Genomic DNA, 26,474 nt, shown 5'->3' on the forward strand with positions numbered 1-26,474 from the left:
ATAAATCAACAGTATGAAATCTCAGTATTTTTCGGTCTTATTTTTATTTTTGTGTTTGAGCGCTCTAGGGCAAGAAAAAATCACAGTTGAAAAAATTTATTCAGGTAGTTTTCGTACCCAAGGTATGGATGAGCTACAGTCTTTACAAAATACCAATCAATATACTGTGCTAAATCAAAATCGTGATGGCGGTCAGCAAATTGACTTGTTTGATTTTGCTACTTTAAAAAAGACCAACACCTTGTTTAATACTAAGGATTTTGAAGCTATTTCAGGCACTGTTTCGAGTTATACATTCGATACAACTGAAAAAATGATGTTGATTGCAGCAAACGCTAATCAAATCTTTCGTCATTCTTTTACTGCAGATTATTATTTATACAACACAAATAATAAACAATTAACCAAGCTGTTTGACTTTCAGGTTCAAGAGCCTACTTTTTCTCCAGACGGTAAAATGATTGCTTATGCAAAAGATAATAATTTATTTATTTACACCATTGCATCAAAAGCGATTCAACAAATTACTACTGACGGTAAAAAGAATGCCATTATCAATGGTATTACTGACTGGGTTTATGAGGAAGAATTTGCCTTTGTAAAAGCCTTTGACTGGAGTGCAGATAGTAAAAAAGTGGCTTACATCCGTTTTGATGAAAGTGAAGTTCCTGAGTTTTCGATGTCGATGTTCAATACTGGTTTGTATCCTACTATTGAAACATTTAAATACCCTAAAGCTGGTGAAAAAAATGCAATCACCTCTTTGCATATTTATGATATTGCTGCTAGCGAAACTAAAAAAGTGAACTTAGATAAATACAATGATTTTTATATTGCTCGCATGCAGTGGACAAACGATGCGAATGTTTTGTCAGCGCAGGTTTTAAATCGCCACCAAGACAATCTTGATTTATTATTTATTGATGGTAATTCGGCTGCAGCCAAAGTGGTTTTGAACGAGAAAGACAAAGCATACGTAGATGTTACAGATAACTTGACTTTTTTAAAAGACAATAGTTTTATCTGGACTAGTGAGAAGGATGGTTTTAATCATATCTACTTATATGATAAAAACGGAAAGCTTAAAAATCAAGTAACTTCAGGAAACTGGGAAGTAACATCATATTACGGTTTTGATGAAAAATCGAATACAGTGTTTTATCAATCTACAGAAAATGGTTCTATCAATAGAGCGGTTTATAGCATCGCTTTATCAGGTAAAAATAAAAAAGCATTATCTAATGAAGTAGGTACAAACGCAGCTACTTTTAGTCCTAACTTTCAATATTATATCAACACTTTTTCTAGTACTACTCAAGCAACTCGTTATACATTGAACGAAGCCAAGTCGGGGAAACAATTACAAGTTATTGAAGATAACAAAGCTTTAGCTAGTAGTTTAAAGTCTTACAATCTACCTACAAAAGAATTTTTTGTTTTAAAAACAGAAAAAGGGAATGAGTTAAACGCTTGGATGATCAAACCTAAGGATTTTGACCCTACTAAAAAATATCCCGTGTTCATGTACCAGTATTCTGGGCCAGGATCTCAGCAAGTTGCTAATCAATGGAACAGTTCAAATGATTATTGGTTCATGATGTTAGCACAACAAGGGTACATAGTAGCTTGTGTTGACGGGCGTGGAACTGGATTTAAAGGTGCCGATTTCAAAAAGGTTACTCAATTAGAATTAGGAAAATACGAAGTAGAAGATCAAATTGATGCTGCTAAAGTTATAGGTGATTATCCTTATGTCGATAAAACGAGAATTGGAATATTTGGTTGGTCTTTTGGAGGTTTTATGGCTTCAAACTGTTTGTTTAAAGGTAATGATACTTTTAAAATGGCAATTGCTGTTGCGCCAGTGACAAACTGGAGATTTTACGATAGTGTTTATACAGAGCGATACATGCATACACCACAAGAAAATAAAAGTGGTTACGATGATAATTCACCAATCAATTACGTAAAAGGATTAAAAGGGAAGTTTTTATTAATTCACGGTAGTGGAGACGATAACGTTCATGTGCAAAACTCAATGGAAATGATGGAGGCGCTCATTCAAGCAAATAAGCAATTTGATTCCCAAATATATCCTGATAAAAATCACGGAATATATGGTGGTATGACTAGAATTCAATTGTATAATAAAATGACAAATTTTATTACTTCAAACCTTTAATCTAGTAATGAGCACTACTAATTTATCTTTGGAAGACATTCAAAACTTCAAAGGAAAATACCCAAAACAGTTGTGGTATTTGTTTTTCAGCGAAATGTGGGAACGCTTTTGTTTTTACGGAATGCGGGGCATGCTGGTTATTTTCATGGTGTCAGAACTGGCTATGAATGACCGCGTTGCAAACCTACAATATGGCGCTACTCAAGCCTTCGTTTATGCATTTACATTTATAGGAGGATTATTTGCAGATAAAATTTTAGGATATCGAAAATCATTGTTCTGGGGTGGTTTATTAATGATTGTTGGGAGTATGATTTTGGCTTTCGATCCCAAACAGTTTTTCTTCTTCGGAATAAGTTTTACGATAATAGGAACAGGTTTTTTCAAGCCAAATATCTCTACCATGGTAGGGAAATTGTATAAAGATGATGATCATAGAAGAGATGCTGGATTTTCACTTTTTTATGCAGGAGTAAATCTTGGTGCTTTAATTGGCGGATATTTGTGTATCGCCGTTGCAAATGGGTCGATGCTTACTTCAATAGTACCACCAGCATTAAGATGGAATGTTGCCTTTGGGTTTGCTGCATTTGTGATGTTGATTAGTTTGCTAACATTTACACAAACACAAAAAAGTTTGGGGACCATTGGTCTTTCTCCTTTAGCTTTAGAAACAAAATCAAAAAGAAGAACATTAGAAATCACCACGTATGTGGGTTCGCTTATCATCATACCCATTATTATGACGATGGTTTCTAATACAGACTATACAGATATTTTCATGTTCATCATAGGTCCAGCTTCATTGCTTTATCTGTTGTACGAAATGCGAAATTTCACAATAGCAGAAAACAGAAAATTATTAGCAGCATTAGTGTTTATATTGTTTTCTATTTTCTTTTGGGCATTTTTCGAACAAAGTGGAGGGTCCTTAAGTTTGTTTGCTGCACATAATTTAAATAATACGGTACTCGGAATTCCATTAGATCCAAATGGAGTGAACAATTCGGCTAATTCATTTTTTGTGATTATTTTCGCTGCTGCTGTAGGATTGATTTGGCTATGGATGCACAAACGAAAGATTGAGCCAAATACAGTTGTAAAATTTGGTTTGGGGTTTCTGTTTCTTGCTGGAGGGTTTTATGTTTTTTATTACACAAAATTCTTTGCAGACGCGACAGGCAAAACTTCTTTAGATTTGTTTACATTTGGGTGGTTTATAATTACTTTTGGTGAATTATGCTTATCGCCAATAGGAATGTCGGTGATGACCAAGTTGTCGCCTCACAAAACACAGGCTGTAATGATGGGAATGTGGTTTCTAGCAAGTGCTTACGGGCAATACTTTGCTGGACTATTAGGAGCTAATATAGCAGAAGCGTCAGAGAACGCATCAAATTTAGAAAAATTAACGGTTTACGCCGACGGATATAAAGATTTAGCACTTTATGCATTGATTGCTGGATTAATTTTAATTGCGATTTCGCCTTTGGTGAAAAAGTTAATGCAAGAAGTAAAATAAAATACAAACCTAAAAACTGATTATGTCAAACACTACCGCAGATGCTCACTTAAAATCAACATTATTTGGACACCCAATAGGATTGTACATCTTATTTTTTACCGAGATGTGGGAACGCTTCTCTTACTATGGGATGCGAGCATTATTAGTGCTATACATGACAACAGAGACTTTAGGAGATGCTAGAGGACCTGGTTTAGGATGGACTAGTCAAGAAGCATTGGCATTATACGGTTGGTATACGATGTTAGTTTATGTAATGTCTATTCCGGGAGGAATGATTGCCGACAAATTGTTAGGACAAAAAAAGGCAGTGCTTTTAGGAGCAGTAATTTTATGTATAGGTCATGGAGTTCTAGTATTTACAGAAACTTGGGCTTTTTACACGGGACTTGGATTAGTTATTTTAGGAGTTGGGTTATTGAAACCAAATATTTCTACGATGGTTGGTGGATTGTATCCGCAAGGGGATATTAGAAGAGATAAAGGATTTAGTATATTTTACATTGGTATCAACACAGGGTCATTATTAGCAACATTAATCATTGGATTTGTTGTTGCGCAATGGGGATGGCATGCTGGTTTTGGACTTGCTGGAATAGCGATGGTATTAGGATTAGTAGTATACTTATGGGGGCAAAAATATTTGACTCATGTAGGAAACTTAGAAGTTCAAGATATAAAAGAAGAAGAAGAGAGTTCTTATGGAACGCTTTTTCAAAATTTATTGATTTCGAAAAAACAATTGATAGTAACAATCGCCCTAGCAATTTTGTCTCTTTTTGGATGGTATAGTTTGGGTTGGGGATATGGATTGTTGTTTATCTTCTTGACAGTAATCGCTGCCTTAATGATGATGATTTATAAGGAATTAGATTCACAACAAGATAAAGATCGTTTTTTAGTACTGCTATTATCATTTATCATGGTAATTATTTTCTGGGGAGCTTATGAGCAAGCTGGAGGTTTAATGAACTTATACGCTGATACAAAAACAGACAGAATGTTATTAGGAATGCAGGTTCCTACAGTAATGTTTCAAAGTTTAAATGCAGGGTTTATTATTATTTTTGCCGCTATTGTAGCTTCTTATTGGGCTAAAAGAAAATTAAAGGGTAAAGAAGCTTCATCTATTTTTAAAATGGCAATAGGTATCATTATTATGGGATTTGGTTTTCTTTTCATGGTATTTGCGACAATGGAATTCGAAAAAGTGGGTTCATCTAGCATGCTTTGGTTAGTAATGGCGTACTTATTTCATACAATAGGGGAACTTTGTATTTCTCCTGTGGCCTTATCATTTATTACAAAATTATCTCCAGTGAAATACGCGTCATTAATGATGGGTGTATATTTTGCAGCAACAGGATTAGGGAATAAAGTTGCGGGAATCTTAGGTGAATCAGCGAGTGAATTAGGTGAATATGCAGTGTTTTTAGGAATATTAGTTTTTACAATTATTGTAGGAACATTATTTTTGATGCTTTTAAAACCATTAAAACGATTGACTCACGGTGCTGAGGACAACGAGAAATAATAAATAATTAGAATACATTTAATATAATTACATATGAGTCAAGATACTTCTTCGGATCAATTTTTTAAAGATTCTGTTTTAGGGCATCCAGCAGGATTGTTTGTATTGTTTTTTACAGAGATGTGGGAGCGTTTTTCTTATTACGGAATGCGTGCTTTATTAGTATTATTTTTAACCTCTTCAATTGCTAAAGGCGGTTGGGCATGGAGTGTTGAGGATGCATTAGGATTGTATGGAACGTATACCATGTCAGTTTATTTCACACCAGTAATAGGAGGTTTTTTAGCAGATAAATATTTAGGCTATCGCTGGGCAGTAATTTTAGGGGCCTTAGCAATGACCATGGGTCACGCTGCGATGGCATTTGAAACACCATTGATGTTGTACATAGGTATTGGTTGTTTGATTGTAGGTAACGGATTGTTTAAGCCTAACATGACATCGATTATTTCTAATGCATATGAAAAACACCCTGAGAAAAAAGATGGTGCTTACTCTTTATACTATATGGGAGTAAACGCAGGAGCCTTTTTAGGTATTATGCTTTGTGGATACATAGGTGAAAAAATATCTTGGAGTTGGGGATTCGGTCTAGCTGGAATATTCATGTTCTTTGGTATGTTGCAATTTTATTTCACACAGAATATTTTTGGAAATATTGGTTTAAAACCAACAGCAGCTTCAAAACAAGAATCTATAGATAGAGCAGCACAAGTTAAAGTACCAGCTAATATTGTTCGTGATCGTATAATAGCGGTTTTAATATTTTCAGTATTTACTGTCTTCTTCTGGGCTGCATTTGAGCAAGCAGGTGGATCAATGACTATTTTTGCTGAGAAATTTACTCAAAGAGAATTGTTTGGTAGTAGTGCTTCTATGTTCAAGCTAGCCGATACTTTGCTAACAATAGTTCCTTTATTGATTATCACTTATGTGCTAATTAAATTATTTTCAAAAACATTCAAAAAGTATTCTATAGGTAATCTAATATTATCAGTTAGTTTCATAATTATCTGGGCAATAGTTTTATGGAAAGTAGGAAGAGAATATGCAGCTGTTGGTACTGAGGTGCCTGCAACATGGTTTGGTATATTAAACTCTTTATTTATTGTTGTATTTGCACCTGTGTTTTCAAAATGGTGGGAGAGTAGATACAATTTATCGGGTCCAATGAAATTTGGATTAGGTCTTACCTTATTAGGTGCTGGTTTTGGTTTCTTAGCATACGGAAGTATGGGTATTGATGCTGATTCTGTAGTACGCGTAAGTATGTTTTGGTTAATAGCTGCATACTTGTTTCATACGCTTGGTGAGCTTTGTATTTCTCCTGTAGGTTTGTCTTATGTGAGTAAATTAGTTCCTGCGAAGTGGATTGGTATCATGTTTGGTGTATACTATTTGTTTATTGGTATGGGAAATAAGATTGCTGGTTTGATGGGTGGAATGATTGAAACGATCACTACACAATATAGCTTGTCAACGTTTTTTCTTATATTTACACTTGTACCAATGGGAGCTGGACTGCTAATGGTTCTTCTTTCTCCATTGATGAAAAAATTAATGCACGGAGTCAAATAAGAAAACTTCACTTTTTAAAATTTTTAACTTACACAATATGAAAAAGTTTCTTCTGTTATTTTTACTGGTATTCGGTACTCAATTTGTTCAAGCTCAAGATTTAGTTTGGCATACAAATGTAAAAGAAGCTATTAAAATTAGTGAAAAACAGAAAAAGCCACTTATGTTATTCTTTACTGGAAGTGACTGGTGTGGATGGTGCATTCGATTACAAAAAGAAGTGTTGAAAACCCCAGAGTTCCGAAAATGGGCTCAAGATAATGTTGTCTTAGTAGAGTTGGACTTCCCTAGAAGAACACCACAAGCATTAGAAATTAAGCAGCAAAATAATGAGTTACAACAAGCATTTGGAATTAAAGGCTTTCCTACAGTTCATTTTGCCAAAGCGAGTACTAAGGACGGTAAAGTAAATTTTGTAGGTTTAGGTAGTAGCGGCTATCTTAGTGGTGGGCCCACAGTATGGTTAGCAAACGCTGACGAAATTATTAAGAGTAAAAAATCGTAAATAGCTACTTTTCTGTATCGAATGATACAAATTGAAATGGTAATTATTTAATACTATAAAATCCCTTTTCTGCAGTTGCATGAAAAGGGATTTTCATTTTTATGCACGTTGCGTTCCACTGCTCTTGGTATGACTTGTAGTTTGATGCATCGGCAACAATTATTTTTGGATTCATCAAGGCAACTACGCGTTCCAAATTTATCTTTGGTGATTCGGTTAATACGATAATGTCTGGCTTACAATTTTTGGGGAACACTGCAGAGGAGTCAATCAACAAGATTTTTTTACCATTAAAAAAGAAGCTGTTAGTTGCAGGCAGCGATGCGATGATTGTAGAGAAGTTGGCAACAGCATACGTGTTCAGTAATTGAGATTTTCTTCTCAAAATACTATCGTTTCCATAAGCTGTAATGTGATTTCCAATTCTTCCTGTTATGATAGTGTTGCGACTACTATTAAACACGATCCATTCTTTCTGGGAAGCAGTTTGCCATCTGTTATGAATAAAGCTCAATTGCAATAGCAAAACGGTAGATAACGCAACTACTGCTTTTTTAAATGTGGGTTTATCCAGAAATAGCCCAGTAGCAATTATAGCTAGATATAATATCAGCATCAAAAAAAGATTTAAGGCGATGTTCTTCATTATAAATTGCTCTAGTGATGCAATGCTGTTTATAATTGCATTGAGAGCAACAATTAGCCATTCTAAAGGTTTAATAAAATAAATTGGGACAACTGTAAATGCAGCGATTGAAAACGTGACAATTCCTATAATCATAATAACGGTTAATAACGGAATCACAAGAAGATTTGTAATGAAGAATAATCCGGGAAATTGATGAAAATAATAGATTGATAATGGTAAAGTACCAAGTTGTGCTGCAAAAGTTACCGTAATTACATCCCAAAAATAATTGGCAACTATGTTTTTTGGTTTCCAAATTTTAGCTAAAATGGGTTGGAACCAAAGAATAAAAAATAGCGCTAAATAGCTCAATTGGAATCCTACTTCGAACAAAAAGCTGGGTTGAACTAACAAAATTACAAACATGGAAAGTAATAACGTGTAATATATCGAGTTTTTTCTTCGAATATATAAACCTATTGCTACAAAAGAAAACATAGTCACAGATCGCACAACTGATGGTCTTAATCCTGCCAACAAAGCAAAGAAAACCAAGAATGCTATGGTAAGAATTAGTTTGATTAATCTTCCTCTTTTTGAATTAGGGAAGGGCCTTAATATGAAATTAATAAAAGCAAGCAGTAAGCCCACATGCAAACCCGAGACAGATAAAATATGAATGGCTCCTGCATATTGGTAGTTTTGTAACAACTCTTGTGAAAGCTCTTGTTTTTGTCCCATAATTAATGCGACAGCCACATTAAGTTCTTCTTGTTGAAAGCTGCTTCGTTTTAAATTATCAATAATGATTGCTCTGAGGGTAGCAACATAGTAGAAGATATCTGTTTTTTTAGTTTTTGAAACGGTGACAAATTGATCATTACTGTAAATTTGAGCGTAGATATGCTGCTTTTTTAAATAAGCACTATAATCGAATTGATCTGGATTTTTAGCCACTTTGTAAGGAACTAATTTCTCTTCTAATTTTAAAACAGAACCTGTCGATAAACTGTCGAGGGCAGCTGTGGGTGAGAAGTTGACTATGATTTTACCAGATGCTTTCTTAGTGCCAATTTTTACTATCGAAGCTTCGTAACGCTGTGAATATGATGTAGTTTTTAATTTGTCTTTGAGAATTAGTACTACGTTTTGGGGTGTTTGAAATGCCTCTGTAAAATGGCTATAATGATCCTTTTTTAAACTGTCATCTTGCACAATAGTAGCGGTAATCCCTAGTAAGAAAGCTGTGAAGTATAAAAAACTAGAATAAAAAATTTTGGATACAATGCTCTTCTTGTAAAAAACGTTTGTGACGAACAAAAGTAATAATGCAGTAAGTACTATTCCAAAAGTAAATGATGTATCTACTGTAATGAATTGTGTAAATAGTATGCCCAGTACTAGCGCAATTGTTATTTGTGTTAAGGGGAAATTAAGTACTTTCATTTTTCTAAAGTACAGAATTTTAATTACATAGCCTTATTTAGTAAATTACTCTATTAATTTGAGCGAAGGTTCTTTGATAATACGGCTCTTTAGTTGAGGATAATATTACGCCCTTTGAAGTAGAGGTGTGAATAAAAAGCAGCTCCTCTTCATAAACTTCAGTAATGATGCCTACATGGTTTATCTGTGACCGGCTATTGGTTTTAAAAAAGATTAAATCTCCTCTTTGTGCTTTCGAAATATCTTTTCCTAGATCAATTCCTGTTTTAGATTGTTGAATTGATGTGCGAGGTAATTTTATATTATAATTTCCATAGAGTGTAAAAACGAGTCCAGAGCAGTCGTATCCTGATTTAGTTGTCCCTGCAGTTTTGTACTTGATACCTATGTTATCTTCTGCTTCTTCAATTATTGATGCTGCAATTTTATTGCTCGTTTTTTCATTCTTTTTTGCAGCAGTAGTAACAATCGCCGAAGAAGATTTGCATGAGTTTAAAACAAGCAGTAAAGCAAAACAATAGAGTAAATTTTTCAAGTTTTATTTTTTTAATTCTGATATAATCAATGATGCTGTCTTTTCACTAGCGCCCACACCTCCCAGTTTTTGCTCTAAAATGGTGTAGTTAGAGAGTAGTTTTTTTCTATAAGAAGGTTCTAAAATCTTTTCTAACTCTTTTTTAATATTCTTGTAATTAAAATCTTCTTGAATTAATTCTGTTACAACTTCTTCGTCCATGACTAAGTTGACAAGCGAAATATATTTAAGAGTAATAATGCGTTTTGCGATTTGGTATGATAGCCAACTACCTTTGTAGCAAACGACTTCAGGTACTTTAAACAATGCTGTTTCTAAGGTCGCCGTTCCAGATGTGACTAGAGCAGCAGTAGCGATGTTTAGTAAATCGTAAGTTTTATTCGAAATAAATTTAATGTTTTTATTGGTGATAAAAGAGGCATAGAATTCATAATCTTGACTAGGAGCTCCGGCAATTACAAATTGATAGTCAGGAAAATCTTTGACAACACTTAGCATTCCTGCAAGCATGCTTGTAATTTCTTGCTTGCGACTTCCAGGTAATATAGCAATAATAGGTTTGCTATCTAAGTCATGTTGCTTTTTAAATGTAGCCTCATCTATTTTTTTTCGGCTTTGGATCGCATCGATTAAAGGATGGCCTACGTAATCTACATGATAGTTATATTTTTCATAGAAAGGTTTCACAAATGGTAACACAACATACATGTGATCCACCGTCTTTTTAATCGTTTCAACCCTGCCTGGTCTTGATGCCCAAACTTGCGGACTAATATAATAGAAGGTTTTAAATCCTGCGGGTTTTGCCCACTTTGCAATTCGTAAATTAAATCCAGAATTATCAATAAATATTAAGGCGTCAGGTCTAAATTCAGCGATATCTTTTTTACAAACATCAATAAATTTCAAAACTGACGATAAATTTTTGATAATTTCAGCAAATCCCATAAAAGCACGCTCCTTGTAGTGAGAAACTAATGTCGCACCTGCTGCTTGCATTAAGTCACCACCCCAGCATCTGATTTCGGCTTGATTGTCTTTCAATAAAATTTGCTTTATTAAATTAGAACCATGTAAATCTCCAGATGCTTCTCCAGCTATAATGTAATATTTCATTTAAAAAATATTTAATAGTAAAATTAAGTTCTAAATAAATTGCTTTCGAAAGCAAAAAATTTTCAGTGTATATTTATAAAAATACGGTGATCAAAGTCAGGATAATCAGTGCAAGAACGACACCTCTAGCTATCAGGTCTTTGTTGTATTTTAACAACGCGGCAAAAATGATTAAATTGGGTATTGAACCTAAAGTTATTAGCTTCCCTAATGATCCTTGTGAATTCATTATTTCGATACCAGCAATAAAAGTATAATCGGTGAGGAGGGTGATAAATAGAAAACTACCTACTAAAGTTCCCGCAAATCCTATTAATAAACCATAAAACAATTCTAATTTATTCATTCCATTTCCAAGTATTAAGTTCTTGAATGCTGTGATGTGCGGTCAAATCAAACTGCACGGGAACCACAGATATGTAGCCATTTGCTAATGCCCATTCATCAGTGTCTTGCCCTTTATCTTGATTGATAAATTCTCCTGCTAGCCAGTAGTAATCTTTTCCCTGCGGCGTTACTCGCTTGTCAAATTTTTCGGCCCAGATAGCTTTCGCTTGACGGCAAATTTTTATTCCTTTAACCGCATCTTTTTTTAGTTTTGGAAAATTTACGTTTAAAACCACGTCTTTTGGCATTCCATTTTCAAGAGCTTCTAAAGTTATTTTTTCTATGAAAGGTTTAATTGTATCAAAGTCGGCATTCCAGTCATAATCTAATAGAGAGAATCCTATTGCGGGAACACCTTCGATACCTGCTTCTACTGCAGCACTCATGGTACCAGAATAGATAACGTTTATAGAGGAATTTGAACCGTGATTCACTCCCGATACACAAAGATCTGGCTTTTTTTTCAAAATTTCGTTCACCGCTAGTTTTACGCAATCTACTGGAGTTCCAGAGCAACTATATTCAGTTATAGCAGCATCTTCTGCAGAAATTTTATTTAAATACAGTGTGCTATTTATAGTAATGGCATGTCCCATAGCACTTTGAGGTTTGTCTGGTGCTACAACGAGTACGTCTCCTATTTTTGACATAACATCGATTAGTGCACGTATGCCTGGTGCCGTAATTCCATCGTCATTTGTTACTAAAATCAAAGGTTTTCTCTTAGACATGTTTTTTTTATTTAATTTAAAGTTGTAAATTCAGCAATAGTGCAAAAATAAGCCTGCTTGCTGCGGAATTACAAACAAAGGAAACAAAATTTATTAACTTGAACCGATAAACCTAAAACAAAAATTCAATTTTATATCTTTAACAAAAATTTATAGGCACCCTGCGGTAGCTGGCATAGTTTTTACCGTAACTTAGTTTAAAAAATTGGATGAATACAATTATTATCTTTATGAAAAGAAATTATAAAATACTCCTTACAATTGTCCTCTTATCTGTGACATTGTTTGCATTTAAAATTAAATCAGGAAACGAACCAGATCCAGATAGGGATAAATTATTATTAGAATTATTAACTTTTGTTATCGAAAAAGGGCACTACAGTCCAGCTGCTATAGATGATGAGTTTTCTAAAGGAATTTATAAAGATTATGTACAAGCCTTAGATCCATCTAAGCGTTTTTTCATGCAGTCTGATATTGATGATTTTGCCAAATATGAATTGCTTTTAGACAATGAAATTATTGATAAGGATTTGACATTTTTTGATCTTACTTACACTCGTTTGATGAAAAGAATGGAAGAGAGTAAAGCGATTTATACAGATGTTTTGAAAGCACCTTTTAATTACAAAGAGGACGAATCATTTAACACAGATTATGAAAAAGCACCTTATGCTAAAAATAGTAAAGAATTAAAAGAAAGATGGCGTAAGCAAGTTAAATTGTCTGCTTTAGCGACTTTAACTGATCGTATTAAAGTTCAAGATGATAATGCTAAAAAATTAGCGGCGGCAACTAATAAAGATAGTATTTCGAAAATAATTGATAAGGCAAAGTCTTATGAGGAACTTGAAAAGGAAACACGTGAAAATGCAAAAAAATCACTAGATGAGTATTTTGGATTTATGAATGATTTAGATAGAGAAGATTGGTTCTCTGTTTATATTAATTCGATTACAGCACGTTTTGACCCACACACAAACTATTTTGCTCCAGAAGAAAAAGAGCGTTTCGATGTAAGTATCAGTGGGAAACTTGAAGGTATAGGTGCGCGTTTACAAAAGAAAAATGATTACACTGAAATATCAGATTTAATTTCTGGTGGACCGGCTTGGAGAGGGAAAGATCTTGAGGCAGGTGATGTAATTATGAAAGTGGCTCAAGGAAATGAAAAACCTGTGGATATCGTAGGGATGCGTCTTGATGATGTGGTGAAAAAAATTAAAGGACCTAAAGGTTCAGAAGTAAGGTTAACCGTTAAAAAAGTTGATGGTACTATAAAAGTTATTTCGATCATTAGAGATATTGTTGAAATCGAAGAAACATACGCAAAGTCTAGTATCGTTATGAAAAACGGTATGAAATATGGGATAATTTACTTGCCTAAATTCTATATTGATTTCGAAAATAGAGATGGTAGAGATGCAGGTAAAGATATCGCATTAGAAGTAGAGAGATTTAAGGCTGCTAATGTAGACGGAATTGTCTTAGATGTAAGAGACGATGGTGGTGGTTCATTATCTACTGTAGTAGATATTGCAGGCTTGTTTATTGAGCAAGGACCTATAGTTCAAATTAAATCTGCTGGTAGAAAAAAAGAAGTTTTATATGATAAAGATGCAAAAATCGAATGGGATAAACCATTAGTGATTGTTGTAAATAGTTTTTCGGCATCAGCCTCAGAAATTTTAGCAGCTGCGATCCAAGATTATAAAAGAGGAGTTATCATAGGGAGTAAACAAACGTATGGTAAAGGAACTGTTCAAAATGTTATTGATTTAAATCAGTTTATGAGAAGTAGTAGTGTAGGTGATCTAGGTGCCTTGAAAACTACAACTCAAAAATTTTATAGAATCAATGGTGGGTCAACGCAACTTGAAGGAGTAAGCAGTGATGTAGTGATGCCAGATAGATACGCTTATTTAAAAATGGGTGAACGTGATGTTGATAATGCTATGCCATGGGATAAAATCGATGCAGCGCCATATAAAGTTTGGGAAAAATCAGCTAATTTTAATACAGCAATTGCTAATAGTAAACAACGAGTAGCAAGTAATCCTCAATTTCAGTTGATGGAAGAAAGTGCTAAATGGGTAGATAGTCGAAGTAAAGACAATACGTATAGCTTGAATATGGATAAATTTAAAGCTGCGCAAAATGACATCGAAGAAAAAGCTAAAAAATACCGTCCACTATCTGATTATAAAAACGATTTGATATTTACTTCACTTCCTTATGAAGTAACCGAAATGAAGAGCGATGCAAGTCTTAAAGAAAAACGTGAAAGATGGCATGAGAGTTTGTCCAAAGATATTTATATCGAAGAAGCTTTAAATGTGTTAGACGATCTTCAAGATGGTACTAACCCTAAAAGAACAGTGACAAAAATAAAAAATGATAAACTAAAAAGTGATAAATTAGCAAAATCATAGTAGTAAATCATAAATGAACAATAATATAACTCAGTCTTTAACAGCTATTGCGCTCCAAAAATTCAAAAAGAATTTTTGGGGCGTTTTTAGTTTTGCCTTTATTTTAATATTAGTACTCACCTCGATATTTGCTTATGTATTAGCACCTGATAAATCAGAAAATGCGAACCAAATGCATTTATCGATTCATTCTAAATCTCCAGGGTTCAAAGTTCAAATATTAACGATTCCATTAAGTCAAAAGCAAGACAATCATTTTAGTGATTATTTTTTTGGTGCAGCCAATACCGTAACTGAAGTTCCGATTACTTCTTATTCGATTACAAACAATAAACTAACATACATTGAATATTCTGACGAGCCATCTTTAAAGATGGAGAAAGAAATAAGCCTAAGTGCATTTTATGACATTAGTACGATTAAAGAAGTTTCGGATAAATACATTAGTACAAGAACTTTTTATTTTGGTACAGATAAATATGGTAGAGATTTACTGAGCCGTATGTTAATAGGTTCACGTGTTTCTATTTCTATAGGGGTGGTCGCTGTAGTAATCTCTCTAATTGTAGGTATATTTTTTGGTGCAATAGGAGGTTATTTTGGAGGAAAAACAGATGCTTTAATTATGTGGATTGTAAATATCATATGGTCAATCCCTACCTTACTATTGGTTATTGCTATTACACTTGCTCTAGGAAAAGGATTTTGGCAGGTCTTTGTGGCTGTGGGGTTAACTATGTGGGTCGAAGTAGCCCGTGTGGTTAGAGGTCAGGTAATAAGCGTTAAAGAAATGCAATACGTTACTGCGGCTCGAGCTTTAGGTTTCAATGATTTTCGCATCATTTTCAATCACATCTTACCTAACATTATAGCTCCTGTAATTGTAATATCTGCGGCTAACTTTGCTAGTGCTATATTAGTAGAAAGCGGACTTAGTTTTTTAGGGTTGGGAGCGCAACCACCTATTCCTAGTTGGGGAAGTATTATAAAAGATCACTATAGCTACATTATTTTAGGTAAGCCATATCTCGCAATGGTACCGGGCCTAGCTATTATGTCGCTCACTCTTGCCTTTATGATGATGGGTAATGCCCTTCGAGATGCATTAGATGTTAAACAATAATCTAAATTTACAGTATTATGAAAAGCAGTATGTTGAAAAGGCTATTATTAATTACAGTTTTAAGTACGATTGTTTTAGCGTCCTGCAAAGAGCAAGAAAAAAGTGTTGATAACGTATCAGATAAGCAATTTAATTCAAAATCTAAGACTTCAAACTTTAATTCATTGACTTTTGATGACTACTTGCCTGCGCCTTCAAAGAATCAAATTGTGGTTCATAAGTATTACACCTTCTCTTATGATAATAATGCGGAACAAGCAGAGTGGTTGGCTTACGAATTAAAAGAAAACTACATTGTAAACAATGACTTTAAAAGGCCTTATTTTATTGAAGATAAATTAGTAAAAGCAAAGTCAGCTGATTGGAGAAATTATAAAAAATCAGGTTATGATCGTGGGCATTTGTGTCCCGCTGGAGACATGGAATTTGACAAAGATGCCTATAATGATACTTTTTACACGTCAAACATTTCGCCTCAAAATCATAACTTTAATGCTGGTGTTTGGAATCGATTAGAGCAAAAAGTGCGTTACTGGGCTGTAAAATATGACGGTGTGAATGTAATCACAGGAGGAGTGCTTAAAAACACTACAAAGACAATAGGAACTGAGAACGTCGTAGTGCCGGATTACTTCTATAAAATTGTTTTTGATGATGATCATAACAAACTTAAAGCGATTGCCTTTTTAATGCCCAATAAAAAGAGTGATGCTCCTTTATATACGTTTGTTGTTTCTATAGATCAAATTGAAGAGATGACCGGAATAGATTTTTTTCCAAATGTTAATGATGATATGGAGAATGCTTTAGAAAAGAATTCAGGATATAAAGATTGGGCTTTAAACTAGCTTATAATTTTACCATTCGTTTACTTTATTAGCATCCATTTTTAAGAAAATAAATAGCAAGATTGTGAATCCCCATAATCCAGATCCACCATATGAAAAGAATGGAAGTGGGACACCAATAGTAGGGAATACACCAACAACCATCGCAATATTTACAAAAAAGTGGATAAAAAGAATTCCAGCAACGCAATATCCATAAACACGACTAAATTTTGTTTTTTGTCTTTCTGCAAGGTAGATTACTCTCAGTAGCAAACCCGTAAATAGTCCAATTACAAAAAGTGATCCTAGAAAACCCCATTCCTCACCCACAGTAGTGAAAATATAATCGGTATGTTGTTCTGGAACAAAACCACCTTTTGTTTGCGTTCCTTCTAGAAATCCTTTTCCAATCCATCCTCCAGAGCCTATGGCAATTTCTGACTGATTTGTGTTGTATCCAATTCCTTTTAAGTCGACAGTTTTCCCAAGTAATATATTAAAACGGTCTCTATGGTGTTGCTTGAACACATTGTCAAAAACATAGTCAACAGACAGTACAAAACCAGAAATAAGAGCAAAAATGATTCCGCTTGCAAGAGGATTTCTGTCTCCTAACCTCGACTTAAAATACACTGCAAAAATGACTAATAGTGATGCTAAAATGATGTAAATAGGTTCGAATATAAGTGTAAGAACAAATAATAGGATTGCAATAAAACCAGTCCATACATACCAAGAAGGTAGACCTTCGCGATAAAGCACTAAGATAAATGCACTATATATTAATGCACTCCCAGGATCTGGCTGTGGTAATATTAAGAAAACGGGTAACAATACGATTGCTAATGCCTGTATTTGTCTATTGACATCTTTTAAATTAATTTGTGAGTCACTTAAATATTTAGCTAGAGCTAATGCTGTAGCTGCTTTTGCAAATTCTGAGGGCTGCAGTGTGAATCCTCCTATGGCGTACCAACAACGCTGACCGGCAATAGTCTTACCAAAAAGAAATAGGCCTGCGAGTAGTATAAGCGCTCCTATAAAAATGATGCTGGCGTATTTTTCATAAAACTTACTATCTACAGCAAGAAGAATAAAAATCAAAGGAATAGTTAGTATTATGAAAATAAGTTGCTTGTCTGAGGTGCCATCTGTAGAAGATAAAGAAGACGAATAAATATTCAACCATCCCATCACTACAAGTGCGGTGTATATAATAATACAAGTCCAATCAAGATTTTTTTTAATACTTTGATTTTTCATTGGCAGTTATTCTCTTTTAGTTTTGTGAAGTAAGGTCTACTTTAGTTGTGTTTTCTGTATTTTTTACTGTTGCTGCAGTGGTAGTTTTAGTTGCCGCCTTAATAGCTGCATTGACAGCATTTTTAATTACTGCATTATCCATTTTAGGGGTTGTTTCGATTGCACTTGCTTCAGACATCCCTCCTAATTTAGCATAACGATCTCTCAAACTAATATTTAGCACTCTCGTTTCTAGATCTACTCTGGAAATCTTTTTTCTTAAATATTTTTCAATCATTAAACTTGCGATTGGTCCAGCGATTGTTGCTCCATATCCTCCATTTTCAACCATTACCGCAATGGCGATTTTTGGATTGTCTTTTGGTGCAAATGCAACAAATATAGAGTGGTCTTCTAGCTTAACTCTTTTTCCGTCGATTTTAGCATAATTTTCTGCAGTACCTGTTTTACCGCAAATATCGATTCCTTCCACTCTCAAACTTCTCGCTGTACCCATGTTATACACGTCAAATAAACCTTGTATAACTGGTTTGTAAAAACGCCTATCGATAGTAGTTTCGTGCTTCTCAGTAAACTTTGGATCAATTGTTCCGCCTTTAATTTTTTTGATGATGTGAGGTGTATAGTAATATCCCTCATTAGCAACCGTTGCCATCATATTTGCTAGTTGTATTGGTGTCATCAAAACTTCTCCTTGTCCAATCGAATTCGAAACAATAGTGGTACTTCTCCAGCCACCATTAGGATATATTTTTTTATACGTTTTTGAATCGGGTACATTTCCTCTTTTTCCGGTAGGTAAATCATAACCCATAAACGATCCTAATCCAAAACTTCTAACATGTTTGCTCCAAATATCAACCGCATTTGCTGGTTTAGTATATTTGTTAATTGTACGCATGTAAACTTGAGCAAAATAGGTGTTGCAAGAGTTATAGATTCCGTTGTTTAAGCTGTGAGGGCCAAAACCGTGACATTTCATGAACCGACCACGTGCATAACTAAAACCGTGATGACACATAAAAGAAGTTTGTTCATCGATAACACCTTCTTGTAAACCAATTAGACCGGTTAAAATCTTAAAAGGCGAGCCTGGAGGGTATTCAGCAAGAAGTCCTCTATCGTATAATGGCTTTGCTATAGAATCATGATATAATAAAGTGTAATTTTTTGATCTTTCGCGTCCTACTAAAATTGAAGGATCATAAGAAGGTGCGGTAACTAATGCGAGTATTTCCCCAGATTTTGGTTCGATTGCAACAATTCCACCTCTTTTATTGATCATTAATTGTTCGCCATACTTTTGTATTTCAGCGTCAAGCGAAAGAGTAATATCCTCACCTTGAACTGCAATAGTGTCAAATTTACCATTTTTATAAGAACCAATTTCGCGATTGTATTTGTCTTTTTGAAAATATTTCACCCCTTTGATACCACGTAAAATCTCTTCATAGCTTTGCTCGACTCCTTGTTTACCAATTAAATCACCACTTTTATAGTATTTGTTTTTCTCGATTATTTTCTCGTTTACTTCCGTAATACCTCCAAAAACATTGGCTCCAAAGTCAACTTCGTAATCTCTTAATGATCTTTTTTGGAAATAAAAACCTTCAAATTTTCTAATTTTTTCTTGGAAGGCTGCAAATTCGCTTTTGTTAAGTTGAGCTAGGAAAACAGATGGTAGGCGAGGGCTATATACTTTTGCTTTAGCAATTTTCTTAATGTAATCTTCTTTCGTGATTTTTAGTAGTCCACAAAATTCTAAAGTATCGATATTTTTTAATTCACGAGGAATTACCATGATATCATAAGATGCCTGATTTGCTACTAACAATTTTCCATTTCGATCATAAATATACCCTCTTTCAGGATAATCATATTTGATTTTTATGGCATTGTTCTCCGACTTTAATTTGAAAGTATCATTGATAACCTGCAAATAAAATATGCGGATTAGTAGCAAAGATGCTGCGATAATTATTAAAGAAGGCAGCAGAAATTTTCTCATCGTTTGTTTGGCTTAATAAGGTATATTATGATAATGCAACTGATAACTGTAAATATCGTACTTAAAAAAGCACGTAGTAAAATGTCTAAGAAGAAACTTATTTGAAAAGCCTCTAATATAAATAGAGTGAAATGATGAATAACAACCGAAATTAATATAAATGAAAATCGTTCAGGTGTCAAGACGTCGTTTAACTTGATTGTTTGGTATTCATAACTCACACCAAAAGAGAACTTAAATATGGAAGGCCTAACAAATGCTAGTACTAAACAAGCAGTGGTATGAATTCCCCCTGAATTTGAAAATACATCCATCATTAACCCTAGTAGAAAACTAGCAATTAATAAACCTGATTTATTACCATTTACTGGATATAAAATAATAAATAAGATGTAAGGTAAAGGCATTATAAAACCTAAAAACCCCATGTTATTAAAAAAGATAATTTGAACGGCTAATAATAAAATGAACCGTGAAATATTGACTAACAAAGTGCTATTCATGTTTCGTGGTTTTTTCTAAATTATTAAATTCTGTTCTGTTTTTACTCTTGATTACGTAGACATGTCCTAGATTAGTCATGTCGTTAAAGAGCTTAACATTGATAGTGTAATAATGTGTTTTATTATCGATCTCTACTTTATCTACAGTACCAATATTGATGTTTTCTGGAAAAATTACTGATTGTCCTCCAGTAACTATGGTGTCACCTTTTCTAATCGCTGCCAGTCTAGGGACATCAATTAATTGAACAAATCCAGTGCTTCTACCATTCCAAATCAAAGAACCAAAGTGATTTGATTTTTTTATTTTTGCGTTTATTTGTGACTTAACATTTAATATGCTGACTACTGTAGCAAAATTCTTAGATGTCTTGTCAATAATTCCAACTATTCCTAAGTTGTTAATCACTCCCATATCAGGCTCAAGTCCTGCATCTGATCCAGAATTTAATGTCAAGAAATTTTCATGAACATTGAATGAATTGCGTATCACTTTAGATACTACGACATCATCTGGTAAAGTCACTTTTAGATTTTGGAATCTTTTTATTGCAGAAGAATCCTTAGTTTTAAACAATAAGCTTTTCAATCTTGCATTTTCTATGGCAAGTGCTTCATTTTGTGTTTTTAAACTCAAGTACTCACTTACGTTATTGATTTTCTCATATACTCCACCACTTAAAAAGTTAGCTGAGCTAATCACCCTGCTTTTATGGTAAGAGTGCGATTGTACAGTAAGAAATAACGAAATGCCTAATAGCAGCAAAAACAGTATGCGATTACTGTTTTTAAATATAAAATTAAATATTTGCTGCATTTGGTATTTGTATTATATTATTTGAAAAATTTCTAAAAGTAGTTATGCATTAAAATGTAACTTTCAATGCACAACTAACTGTTTAGAATTCTTATTTTATCAAGATACTTTTGAATCTTCCTAAATTTTTCAAAGCCATCCCAGTTCCTCTAACAACTGCTCTTAACGGGTCTTCAGCGATGTAAACAGGTAAATCTGTTTTTTGAGAAATTCTTTTATCTAATCCTCTCAACATTGATCCACCACCAGCTAAGTAAATACCAGTGTTGTAAATATCAGCTGCTAATTCAGGAGGCGTTTGCGATAATGTTTCCATTACTGCATCTTCAATTCTTTGAATAGATTTGTCTAATGCTTTTGCTATTTCTCTGTAAGAAACATCTACTTGCTTAGGTTTACCCGTCAATAAATCTCTACCTTGAACTGACATATCTTCTGGTGCTGTTTCAAGATCTTCTATTGCAGCTCCAATTTGGATTTTAATTTTTTCGGCAGTGCTTTCACCCACAAATAAATTGTGTTGTGTACGCATGTAGTAAACGATATCATTTGTGAATACATCACCTGCAATTTTCACAGATTTGTCACAAACGATTCCGCCTAAGGCGATAACTGCTATTTCAGTAGTACCACCACCTATATCTACAATCATATTACCTTTTGGTTGCATGATATCAATTCCTATACCTATAGCTGCTGCCATTGGTTCGTGAATTAAATATACCTCTTTACCATTTACTCTTTCACATGATTCTTTAACCGCTCTCATTTCTACTTCGGTAATTCCAGAAGGAATACAAACAACCATACGTAAAGCTGGAGTGAACATTCTTTTTTTCAATGCTGGTATGCTTTTTATAAACATACTGATCATTTTTTCTGAAGCATCAAAATCTGCAATTACACCGTCTTTCAAAGGTCTTATTGTTTTAATGTTTTCATGTGTCTTACCCTGCATCAAGTTAGCTTCTTTACCAACGGCGATGATTTTACCAGAAATCCTATCTCTGGCAACAATTGATGGGCTGTCAATTACAACTTTATCATTGTGAATGATTAAAGTGTTAGCTGTACCAAGGTCTATCGCGATATCCTCAGTCATGAAATCAAAAAATCCCATAAGTTTTTTAGGGGTTTAAAAGTTAAAAATTAAGAGCGCACAAAGTTAAACAAATTAATGTTTAAAATGACGCGTTCCTGTAAATACCATTGCAAGTTTATTTTCGTTGCAATAATTGATGCTTAATTCGTCTTTTATTGATCCTCCTGGTTGAATTACAGCTGTTATGCCAGCATTTTTTGCAATTTCTACGCAGTCAGGAAAAGGGAAGAAGGCGTCACTGGCCATCGATGCGCCATTTAAGTCAAACCCAAATACTCTTGCTTTTTCAATCGCTTGTAATAATGCGTCTACTCGAGAAGTTTGGCCTGTTCCAGATGAAATAAGAGTGCCATTCTTTGCAAATACAATTGTATTTGACTTGGTGTTTTTGCAAACTTTTGACGCAAAAATTAAGTCTTCTATTTCTTGTTCTGTTGGACTTGTTAGGGTAACGGTTCTTAGATCTTCTTTATTGTCTGTAATATTATTCCTTTCTTGAATTAACAAACCATTTAGACAAGTTCTAACTTGCTTCGAAGGTAATGCAACTTCGTTTTGAATTAAGATAATACGGTTTTTCTTTTCTTGAAGAATTGCAGTAGCTGCTTCATCATATTCTGGAGCGATCACAACTTCACAAAATAATTTGTTTATTTCGTTTGCCGTAGCAACATCAATTTTTGTATTCGAAATCAAAACACCACCAAAAGCTGAAGTTGGATCACATGCTAAAGCCGCCACATAGGCTTCGCTAATATTTGCTCTAGAAGCTAGTCCGCATGCATTATTGTGTTTTAATATTGCAAAAGTAGGTCCGTCATTTTTGAATTCGTTAATTAAATTAACTGCAGCATCAACATCTAATAAATTATTATATGACAATTCTTTTCCGTGTACTTTGTTAAACATTGCTTCAAAGTCTCCAAAGAAAAATCCTTTTTGGTGTGGGTTTTCACCATATCTTAATACTTGACCGTCAGCGATACTTTCTTTATATACTGTTTCATCTGTATTAAAGTAGTTAAAGATTGCTGTGTCGTAGTGAGAAGAAACGTGAAATGCTTTTGTTGCAAGAAGTTTTCTTTCAGGCAAAGTTGTTGCTCCAGTATTTTTAGTAATCATATCTAGTAGTAAACTGTACTCATCTACTGAAGCTACGATTGCTGTGTCTTTAAAGTTTTTAGCAGCTGCTCTAATTAAAGAAATACCACCAATATCTATTTTTTCAATTATATCTGATTCGCTTGCGCCAGATGCTACTGTTTTTTCAAATGGGTATAAGTCAACAATTACTAAGTCAATTTGAGGAATATCAAACTCTTTCATTTGTTGCACGTCACTTTCATTATCTTGGCGGTTTAAAATTCCACCAAATACTTTAGGGTGTAATGTTTTTACTCTACCACCTAGTATTGAAGGGTATGAAGTAACATCTTCAACTGCTACAACTGGAATTCCTAGGCTTTTTATAAAATCCTCTGTACCTCCTGTTGAATAAAGTGTAACATTTTGATCGTTTAGTAGTCTTACAATAGGTTCAAGGCCTTCTTTCGAAAATACTGAAATTAATGCAGATTGAATTGTTTTTGTTGTGTCCATGTGTAGTTATAGTTATAAAATGCAAAAATAGTTTTTTAAAGTTAAAATTAAACTATTTGAAAAAGAGATAATTTGTAAATACAGCGCTTATTTTATATTAATTTTAAAATAAAGGTGGAACGACAGAAGCAAGCGGTATTTTATTAGGTTTACGAAGAATATTTATGGAATTTTACTTTAACAGAAATTAATATATTATGATAGTCTATTTTCGATTATTAAAAGAGAGTTTTGCGTTTGCAATCAATGCGTTAACTAATAATAAGTTGCGTACGCTGCTTTCATTATTAGGGGTCACCATTGGTATTTTGTCTATTATTGCGGTGCTTGCTGCAGTAGATTCTTTAGATCGAAAAATCACTAAAGATTTGAGTAGTTTAGATAAAAATACCATTTATTTAATGCGTTTTTCTTTTGGCCCTTCAGATATTCCGCAATGGAAACGAGAGCAATTTCCTGATGTGACTTATGACGAGTATACTACTTTGAAAAATTCTATTAATAATACAGACCAAGTAGGATATCAATTGTTTGTAAAAAGAGAGAGTTTAAAATATGAATCGAAAACGGTTAGTGATGTAAATGTTGTACCTGTTTCGAATGAATTTATTGATATAGGAGGATTGGAGTTTGATACGGGACGTTTTTATAATGAATCGGAATCTAATTCAGGTACTGCAGTTATTGTTTTAGGAAGTGAGATAGCAGAAGGCCTTTTTGGCCAAATGGATCCTATAGGTAAAAATCTTAGATTATATGGGCAGCGTTTTACCGTTATAGGGGTGCTAAAAAAACAAGGAGAAGGGCTGTTTGGAGATAGTAATGATACTTCTGTATATCTGCCAGTTAACTTCTTGCGAAGATTGTACGGAGATAATAATGATTCAATGACGCCTGTTATATTATTGAAACCCAAAAAAGGAATCGATATGGCAGCGTATAAGGCCGATGTGATTCAAAAATTAAGAGCTGCTCGCGGACTTAGAGCAGGGGAGATTGATAACTTTTTCATCAATGTATTATCAGGTTTTACGGATTTTATTGACGGAATCATTGGTCAAATGAATTTTGTAGGTTGGATAATTAGTGGTTTTTCATTGTTAGTTGGAGGTTTCGGAATCGCAAATATCATGTTTGTTTCAGTAAAAGAACGAACTAATTTAATAGGTATTCAAAAATCACTTGGGGCTAAAAATCACTTCATATTATTTCAATTTTTATTTGAAGCTATAATTTTATCTGTCATTGGAGGGATTATTGGGTTGATCATGGTATGGATTATTTCGATTATTATTACTAATGTTCTTGACTTTGAATTTGTGCTAAGTACGGGGAACATAATACTAGGAACAGTGTTAGCTGCGATTATAGGATTGATATCTGGAATATTACCTGCAATTAGCGCGTCTCGACTGGATCCGGTAGAAGCAATTCGTACAGGAATGTAGGATGTAATAGAGTCTTATGGACCAAAATTTAACCTTTGTTCATCCTATTCATTTATATAATTCTTAACAGTTGCAGACTGCTGTTTTCGTAATTTTGCCACCGAATTAAAATATAATATATATGTCAGAAATTAAAGCTTATGCAGCATATGATGCGGAGACTCCATTGAAACCGTACACTTTTGAAAGAGATGAAATAAAAGAAAAAGAAGTTCAAATCGAGATTCTTTACAGTGGTGTTTGTCACTCAGATATTCACACTGCAAAGGGTGATTGGGGACCAGCTATATATCCATTAGTTCCTGGACACGAAATTGTAGGTCGTATTACTGCAGTAGGTAGTGCGGTAACAAAATTTAAAGTAGGTGAATTAGCAGGTGTTGGTTGTTTTGTAGATTCATGTAGAACATGTCCAAGCTGTCAAGCTGGTGATGAGCAACTATGTGATGAAGGAATGACAGGTACGTACAATAGCTATGAAAGAGGAACAAATATTCCTACTTACGGTGGTTATTCTACAAGTATCACTGTAGACGAGGAATACACTTTACACGTTTCTGATAAATTAGAGCTTTCAGGTGTTGCACCGTTACTATGTGCTGGTATTACTACATATTCTCCATTACGTTACTTAAATGTAGGTAAAGGTCATAAAGTAGGTGTATTAGGATTAGGTGGTTTAGGTCACATGGCAGTTAAGTTTGCAGCTTCATTTGGTGCAGAAGTAACAATGTTAAGTCACTCACCTTCAAAAGAAGCAGATGCTAAAAAATTAGGAGCACATCATTTTGCATTAACTTCGGATCCAGAAGTAATGGCGTCATTGACAAGTAAATTTGATGTTATCTTAAACACAGTGTCAGCTGAGCATGATTACAATGCTTATTTGAACTTATTGAATACTAATGGTACAATGATTATTGTAGGTATTCCTAATTCTCCAGCTATTATTCCAGCAGCAACTTTAGTAATGAAACGTAGAAGTATCATGGGAAGTTTAATTGGTGGAATTGCTGAGACTCAAGAAATGTTAGATTATTGTGCTGAGCACAACATCACATCTGATGTTGAAGTAATCAATATGGATTATATTAACGAAGCTTATGACAGAATGAACAAAAGCGACGTAAAATACCGTTTTGTCATTGATATGGCTTCATTGAAGTAATAATTACAACAACA

The 26,474-nt window shown here is 33.9% G+C and carries 21 protein-coding genes; 10 read left to right on the forward strand and 11 right to left on the reverse strand.

Annotated elements, in window-relative coordinates; all coding sequences use genetic code 11:
• Window positions 1-13 precede the first annotated feature (13 nt).
• Genes H603_RS0108930 through H603_RS0108950 form a run of 5 tightly spaced genes read left to right on the forward strand, consistent with a single transcriptional unit; the run spans window position 14 to window position 7,324 of the window.
• Window positions 14-2,182 (forward strand): S9 family peptidase, encoded by a 2,169-nt coding sequence (locus H603_RS0108930; protein ID WP_026708265.1) that lies wholly within the window; start codon window positions 14-16, stop codon window positions 2,180-2,182.
• Window positions 2,183-2,189: 7 nt separating this feature from the next.
• Window positions 2,190-3,704, forward strand: coding sequence for a peptide MFS transporter (locus H603_RS0108935; RefSeq protein WP_026708266.1), 1,515 nt, complete (start codon window positions 2,190-2,192; stop codon window positions 3,702-3,704).
• A 22-nt stretch (window positions 3,705-3,726) separates the two neighbouring features.
• Window positions 3,727-5,241 carry a peptide MFS transporter gene (locus tag H603_RS0108940; RefSeq protein ID WP_026708267.1) on the forward strand — a complete coding sequence of 505 codons (1,515 nt, stop codon included), beginning with the start codon at window positions 3,727-3,729 and terminating at the stop codon, window positions 5,239-5,241.
• Window positions 5,242-5,274: 33 nt separating this feature from the next.
• The gene (locus H603_RS0108945; protein WP_026708268.1) at window positions 5,275-6,819 is read left to right on the forward strand and encodes a peptide MFS transporter; all 1,545 of its coding nucleotides are present in this window, start codon (window positions 5,275-5,277) and stop codon (window positions 6,817-6,819) included.
• Between the two features lie 37 nt (window positions 6,820-6,856).
• Window positions 6,857-7,324, forward strand: coding sequence for a thioredoxin family protein (locus H603_RS0108950; RefSeq protein WP_026708269.1), 468 nt, complete (start codon window positions 6,857-6,859; stop codon window positions 7,322-7,324).
• A gap of 43 nt (window positions 7,325-7,367) precedes the next feature.
• Here H603_RS0108950 and H603_RS0108955 read toward each other — a convergent pair whose 3' ends face one another.
• From H603_RS0108955 to surE, 5 genes are all read right to left on the reverse strand, one after another.
• Window positions 7,368-9,398 (reverse strand): ComEC/Rec2 family competence protein, encoded by a 2,031-nt coding sequence (locus H603_RS0108955; protein ID WP_026708270.1) that lies wholly within the window; start codon window positions 9,396-9,398, stop codon window positions 7,368-7,370.
• A 37-nt stretch (window positions 9,399-9,435) separates the two neighbouring features.
• Window positions 9,436-9,933, reverse strand: a complete 498-nt coding sequence (locus H603_RS0108960) for a C40 family peptidase (RefSeq protein ID WP_026708271.1) — start codon at window positions 9,931-9,933, stop codon at window positions 9,436-9,438.
• 3 nt (window positions 9,934-9,936) lie between these two features.
• Window positions 9,937-11,049: a lipid-A-disaccharide synthase gene (gene lpxB, locus H603_RS0108965; RefSeq protein WP_026708272.1), complete on the reverse strand. Its 1,113-nt coding sequence runs from the start codon at window positions 11,047-11,049 to the stop codon at window positions 9,937-9,939.
• A 73-nt stretch (window positions 11,050-11,122) separates the two neighbouring features.
• Window positions 11,123-11,395 carry a hypothetical protein gene (locus H603_RS0108970; protein WP_026708273.1) on the reverse strand — a complete coding sequence of 91 codons (273 nt, stop codon included), beginning with the start codon at window positions 11,393-11,395 and terminating at the stop codon, window positions 11,123-11,125.
• Window positions 11,388-12,167, reverse strand: a complete 780-nt coding sequence (gene surE, locus H603_RS0108975; protein ID WP_026708274.1) for a 5'/3'-nucleotidase SurE — start codon at window positions 12,165-12,167, stop codon at window positions 11,388-11,390. The genes H603_RS0108970 and surE overlap by 8 nt, the downstream gene beginning before the upstream one ends.
• A gap of 209 nt (window positions 12,168-12,376) precedes the next feature.
• Here surE and H603_RS0108980 point away from each other — a divergent pair, with 209 nt between their 5' ends.
• From H603_RS0108980 to H603_RS0108990, 3 genes are read left to right on the forward strand one after another with little or no spacing between them, the layout of a single operon-like run.
• Window positions 12,377-14,599 carry a carboxy terminal-processing peptidase gene (locus tag H603_RS0108980; protein ID WP_026708275.1) on the forward strand — a complete coding sequence of 741 codons (2,223 nt, stop codon included), beginning with the start codon at window positions 12,377-12,379 and terminating at the stop codon, window positions 14,597-14,599.
• A 13-nt stretch (window positions 14,600-14,612) separates the two neighbouring features.
• Complete coding sequence (locus H603_RS0108985) at window positions 14,613-15,722, forward strand: ABC transporter permease (protein WP_026708276.1); 1,110 nt, start codon at window positions 14,613-14,615, stop codon at window positions 15,720-15,722.
• Window positions 15,723-15,739: 17 nt separating this feature from the next.
• Window positions 15,740-16,570 carry a DNA/RNA non-specific endonuclease gene (locus tag H603_RS0108990; protein ID WP_026708277.1) on the forward strand — a complete coding sequence of 277 codons (831 nt, stop codon included), beginning with the start codon at window positions 15,740-15,742 and terminating at the stop codon, window positions 16,568-16,570.
• A 9-nt stretch (window positions 16,571-16,579) separates the two neighbouring features.
• Here the strand turns inward: H603_RS0108990 and rodA are convergent, their stop codons facing one another.
• From rodA to purH, 6 genes are all read right to left on the reverse strand, one after another.
• On the reverse strand, window positions 16,580-17,815 hold the full coding sequence (gene rodA / locus H603_RS0108995) for a rod shape-determining protein RodA (protein ID WP_026708278.1): 1,236 nt from the start codon (window positions 17,813-17,815) through the stop codon (window positions 16,580-16,582).
• Between the two features lie 16 nt (window positions 17,816-17,831).
• Complete coding sequence (gene mrdA, locus H603_RS0109000) at window positions 17,832-19,823, reverse strand: penicillin-binding protein 2 (RefSeq protein WP_026708279.1); 1,992 nt, start codon at window positions 19,821-19,823, stop codon at window positions 17,832-17,834.
• Entirely contained in the window at window positions 19,820-20,326 is a 507-nt protein-coding gene (locus H603_RS0109005; RefSeq protein ID WP_026708280.1) for a hypothetical protein, read from the reverse strand. The genes mrdA and H603_RS0109005 overlap by 4 nt, the downstream gene beginning before the upstream one ends.
• Window positions 20,319-21,143: a rod shape-determining protein MreC gene (gene mreC, locus H603_RS0109010; RefSeq protein ID WP_026708281.1), complete on the reverse strand. Its 825-nt coding sequence runs from the start codon at window positions 21,141-21,143 to the stop codon at window positions 20,319-20,321. Before mreC ends, H603_RS0109005 begins: the two co-directional genes overlap by 8 nt.
• Window positions 21,144-21,234: 91 nt before the next feature.
• On the reverse strand, window positions 21,235-22,263 hold the full coding sequence (locus tag H603_RS0109015) for a rod shape-determining protein (RefSeq protein ID WP_026708282.1): 1,029 nt from the start codon (window positions 22,261-22,263) through the stop codon (window positions 21,235-21,237).
• A gap of 54 nt (window positions 22,264-22,317) precedes the next feature.
• Window positions 22,318-23,844, reverse strand: a complete 1,527-nt coding sequence (purH, locus tag H603_RS0109020) for a bifunctional phosphoribosylaminoimidazolecarboxamide formyltransferase/IMP cyclohydrolase (RefSeq protein ID WP_026708283.1) — start codon at window positions 23,842-23,844, stop codon at window positions 22,318-22,320.
• A 197-nt stretch (window positions 23,845-24,041) separates the two neighbouring features.
• Between purH and H603_RS0109025 the strand changes: the two genes are divergently transcribed.
• Window positions 24,042-25,292 carry an ABC transporter permease gene (locus H603_RS0109025; RefSeq protein ID WP_026708284.1) on the forward strand — a complete coding sequence of 417 codons (1,251 nt, stop codon included), beginning with the start codon at window positions 24,042-24,044 and terminating at the stop codon, window positions 25,290-25,292.
• A gap of 121 nt (window positions 25,293-25,413) precedes the next feature.
• Window positions 25,414-26,460, forward strand: coding sequence for an NAD(P)-dependent alcohol dehydrogenase (locus H603_RS0109030; protein WP_026708285.1), 1,047 nt, complete (start codon window positions 25,414-25,416; stop codon window positions 26,458-26,460).
• Window positions 26,461-26,474 lie beyond the last annotated feature (14 nt).

The sequence above is a fragment of the Flavobacterium frigidarium DSM 17623 genome, from assembly GCF_000425505.1.
Taxonomy (GTDB): Bacteria; Bacteroidota; Bacteroidia; order Flavobacteriales; family Flavobacteriaceae; genus Flavobacterium; species Flavobacterium frigidarium.

Excerpts from the sequence above, each read along its gene's own strand:
- H603_RS0109025 (WP_026708284.1), top strand. The coding sequence starts at position 24,042 with ATGATAGTCTATTTTCGATTATTAAAAGAGAGTTTTGCGTTTGCAATC.
- H603_RS0108990 (WP_026708277.1), top strand. The coding sequence starts at position 15,740 with ATGAAAAGCAGTATGTTGAAAAGGCTATTATTAATTACAGTTTTAAGT.
- lpxB (WP_026708272.1), bottom strand. The coding sequence starts at position 11,049 with ATGAAATATTACATTATAGCTGGAGAAGCATCTGGAGATTTACATGGT.
- surE (WP_026708274.1), bottom strand. The coding sequence starts at position 12,167 with ATGTCTAAGAGAAAACCTTTGATTTTAGTAACAAATGACGATGGAATT.
- H603_RS0109030 (WP_026708285.1), top strand. The coding sequence starts at position 25,414 with ATGTCAGAAATTAAAGCTTATGCAGCATATGATGCGGAGACTCCATTG.
- H603_RS0108935 (WP_026708266.1), top strand. The coding sequence starts at position 2,190 with ATGAGCACTACTAATTTATCTTTGGAAGACATTCAAAACTTCAAAGGA.
- H603_RS0108945 (WP_026708268.1), top strand. The coding sequence starts at position 5,275 with ATGAGTCAAGATACTTCTTCGGATCAATTTTTTAAAGATTCTGTTTTA.
- purH (WP_026708283.1), bottom strand. The coding sequence starts at position 23,844 with ATGGACACAACAAAAACAATTCAATCTGCATTAATTTCAGTATTTTCG.
- rodA (WP_026708278.1), bottom strand. The coding sequence starts at position 17,815 with ATGAAAAATCAAAGTATTAAAAAAAATCTTGATTGGACTTGTATTATT.
- H603_RS0108950 (WP_026708269.1), top strand. The coding sequence starts at position 6,857 with ATGAAAAAGTTTCTTCTGTTATTTTTACTGGTATTCGGTACTCAATTT.
- H603_RS0108970 (WP_026708273.1), bottom strand. The coding sequence starts at position 11,395 with ATGAATAAATTAGAATTGTTTTATGGTTTATTAATAGGATTTGCGGGA.
- H603_RS0108940 (WP_026708267.1), top strand. The coding sequence starts at position 3,727 with ATGTCAAACACTACCGCAGATGCTCACTTAAAATCAACATTATTTGGA.
- H603_RS0108980 (WP_026708275.1), top strand. The coding sequence starts at position 12,377 with ATGAATACAATTATTATCTTTATGAAAAGAAATTATAAAATACTCCTT.
- H603_RS0108930 (WP_026708265.1), top strand. The coding sequence starts at position 14 with ATGAAATCTCAGTATTTTTCGGTCTTATTTTTATTTTTGTGTTTGAGC.
- H603_RS0109005 (WP_026708280.1), bottom strand. The coding sequence starts at position 20,326 with ATGAATAGCACTTTGTTAGTCAATATTTCACGGTTCATTTTATTATTA.
- mrdA (WP_026708279.1), bottom strand. The coding sequence starts at position 19,823 with ATGAGAAAATTTCTGCTGCCTTCTTTAATAATTATCGCAGCATCTTTG.
- H603_RS0108955 (WP_026708270.1), bottom strand. The coding sequence starts at position 9,398 with ATGAAAGTACTTAATTTCCCCTTAACACAAATAACAATTGCGCTAGTA.
- H603_RS0108985 (WP_026708276.1), top strand. The coding sequence starts at position 14,613 with ATGAACAATAATATAACTCAGTCTTTAACAGCTATTGCGCTCCAAAAA.
- H603_RS0109015 (WP_026708282.1), bottom strand. The coding sequence starts at position 22,263 with ATGGGATTTTTTGATTTCATGACTGAGGATATCGCGATAGACCTTGGT.
- mreC (WP_026708281.1), bottom strand. The coding sequence starts at position 21,143 with ATGCAGCAAATATTTAATTTTATATTTAAAAACAGTAATCGCATACTG.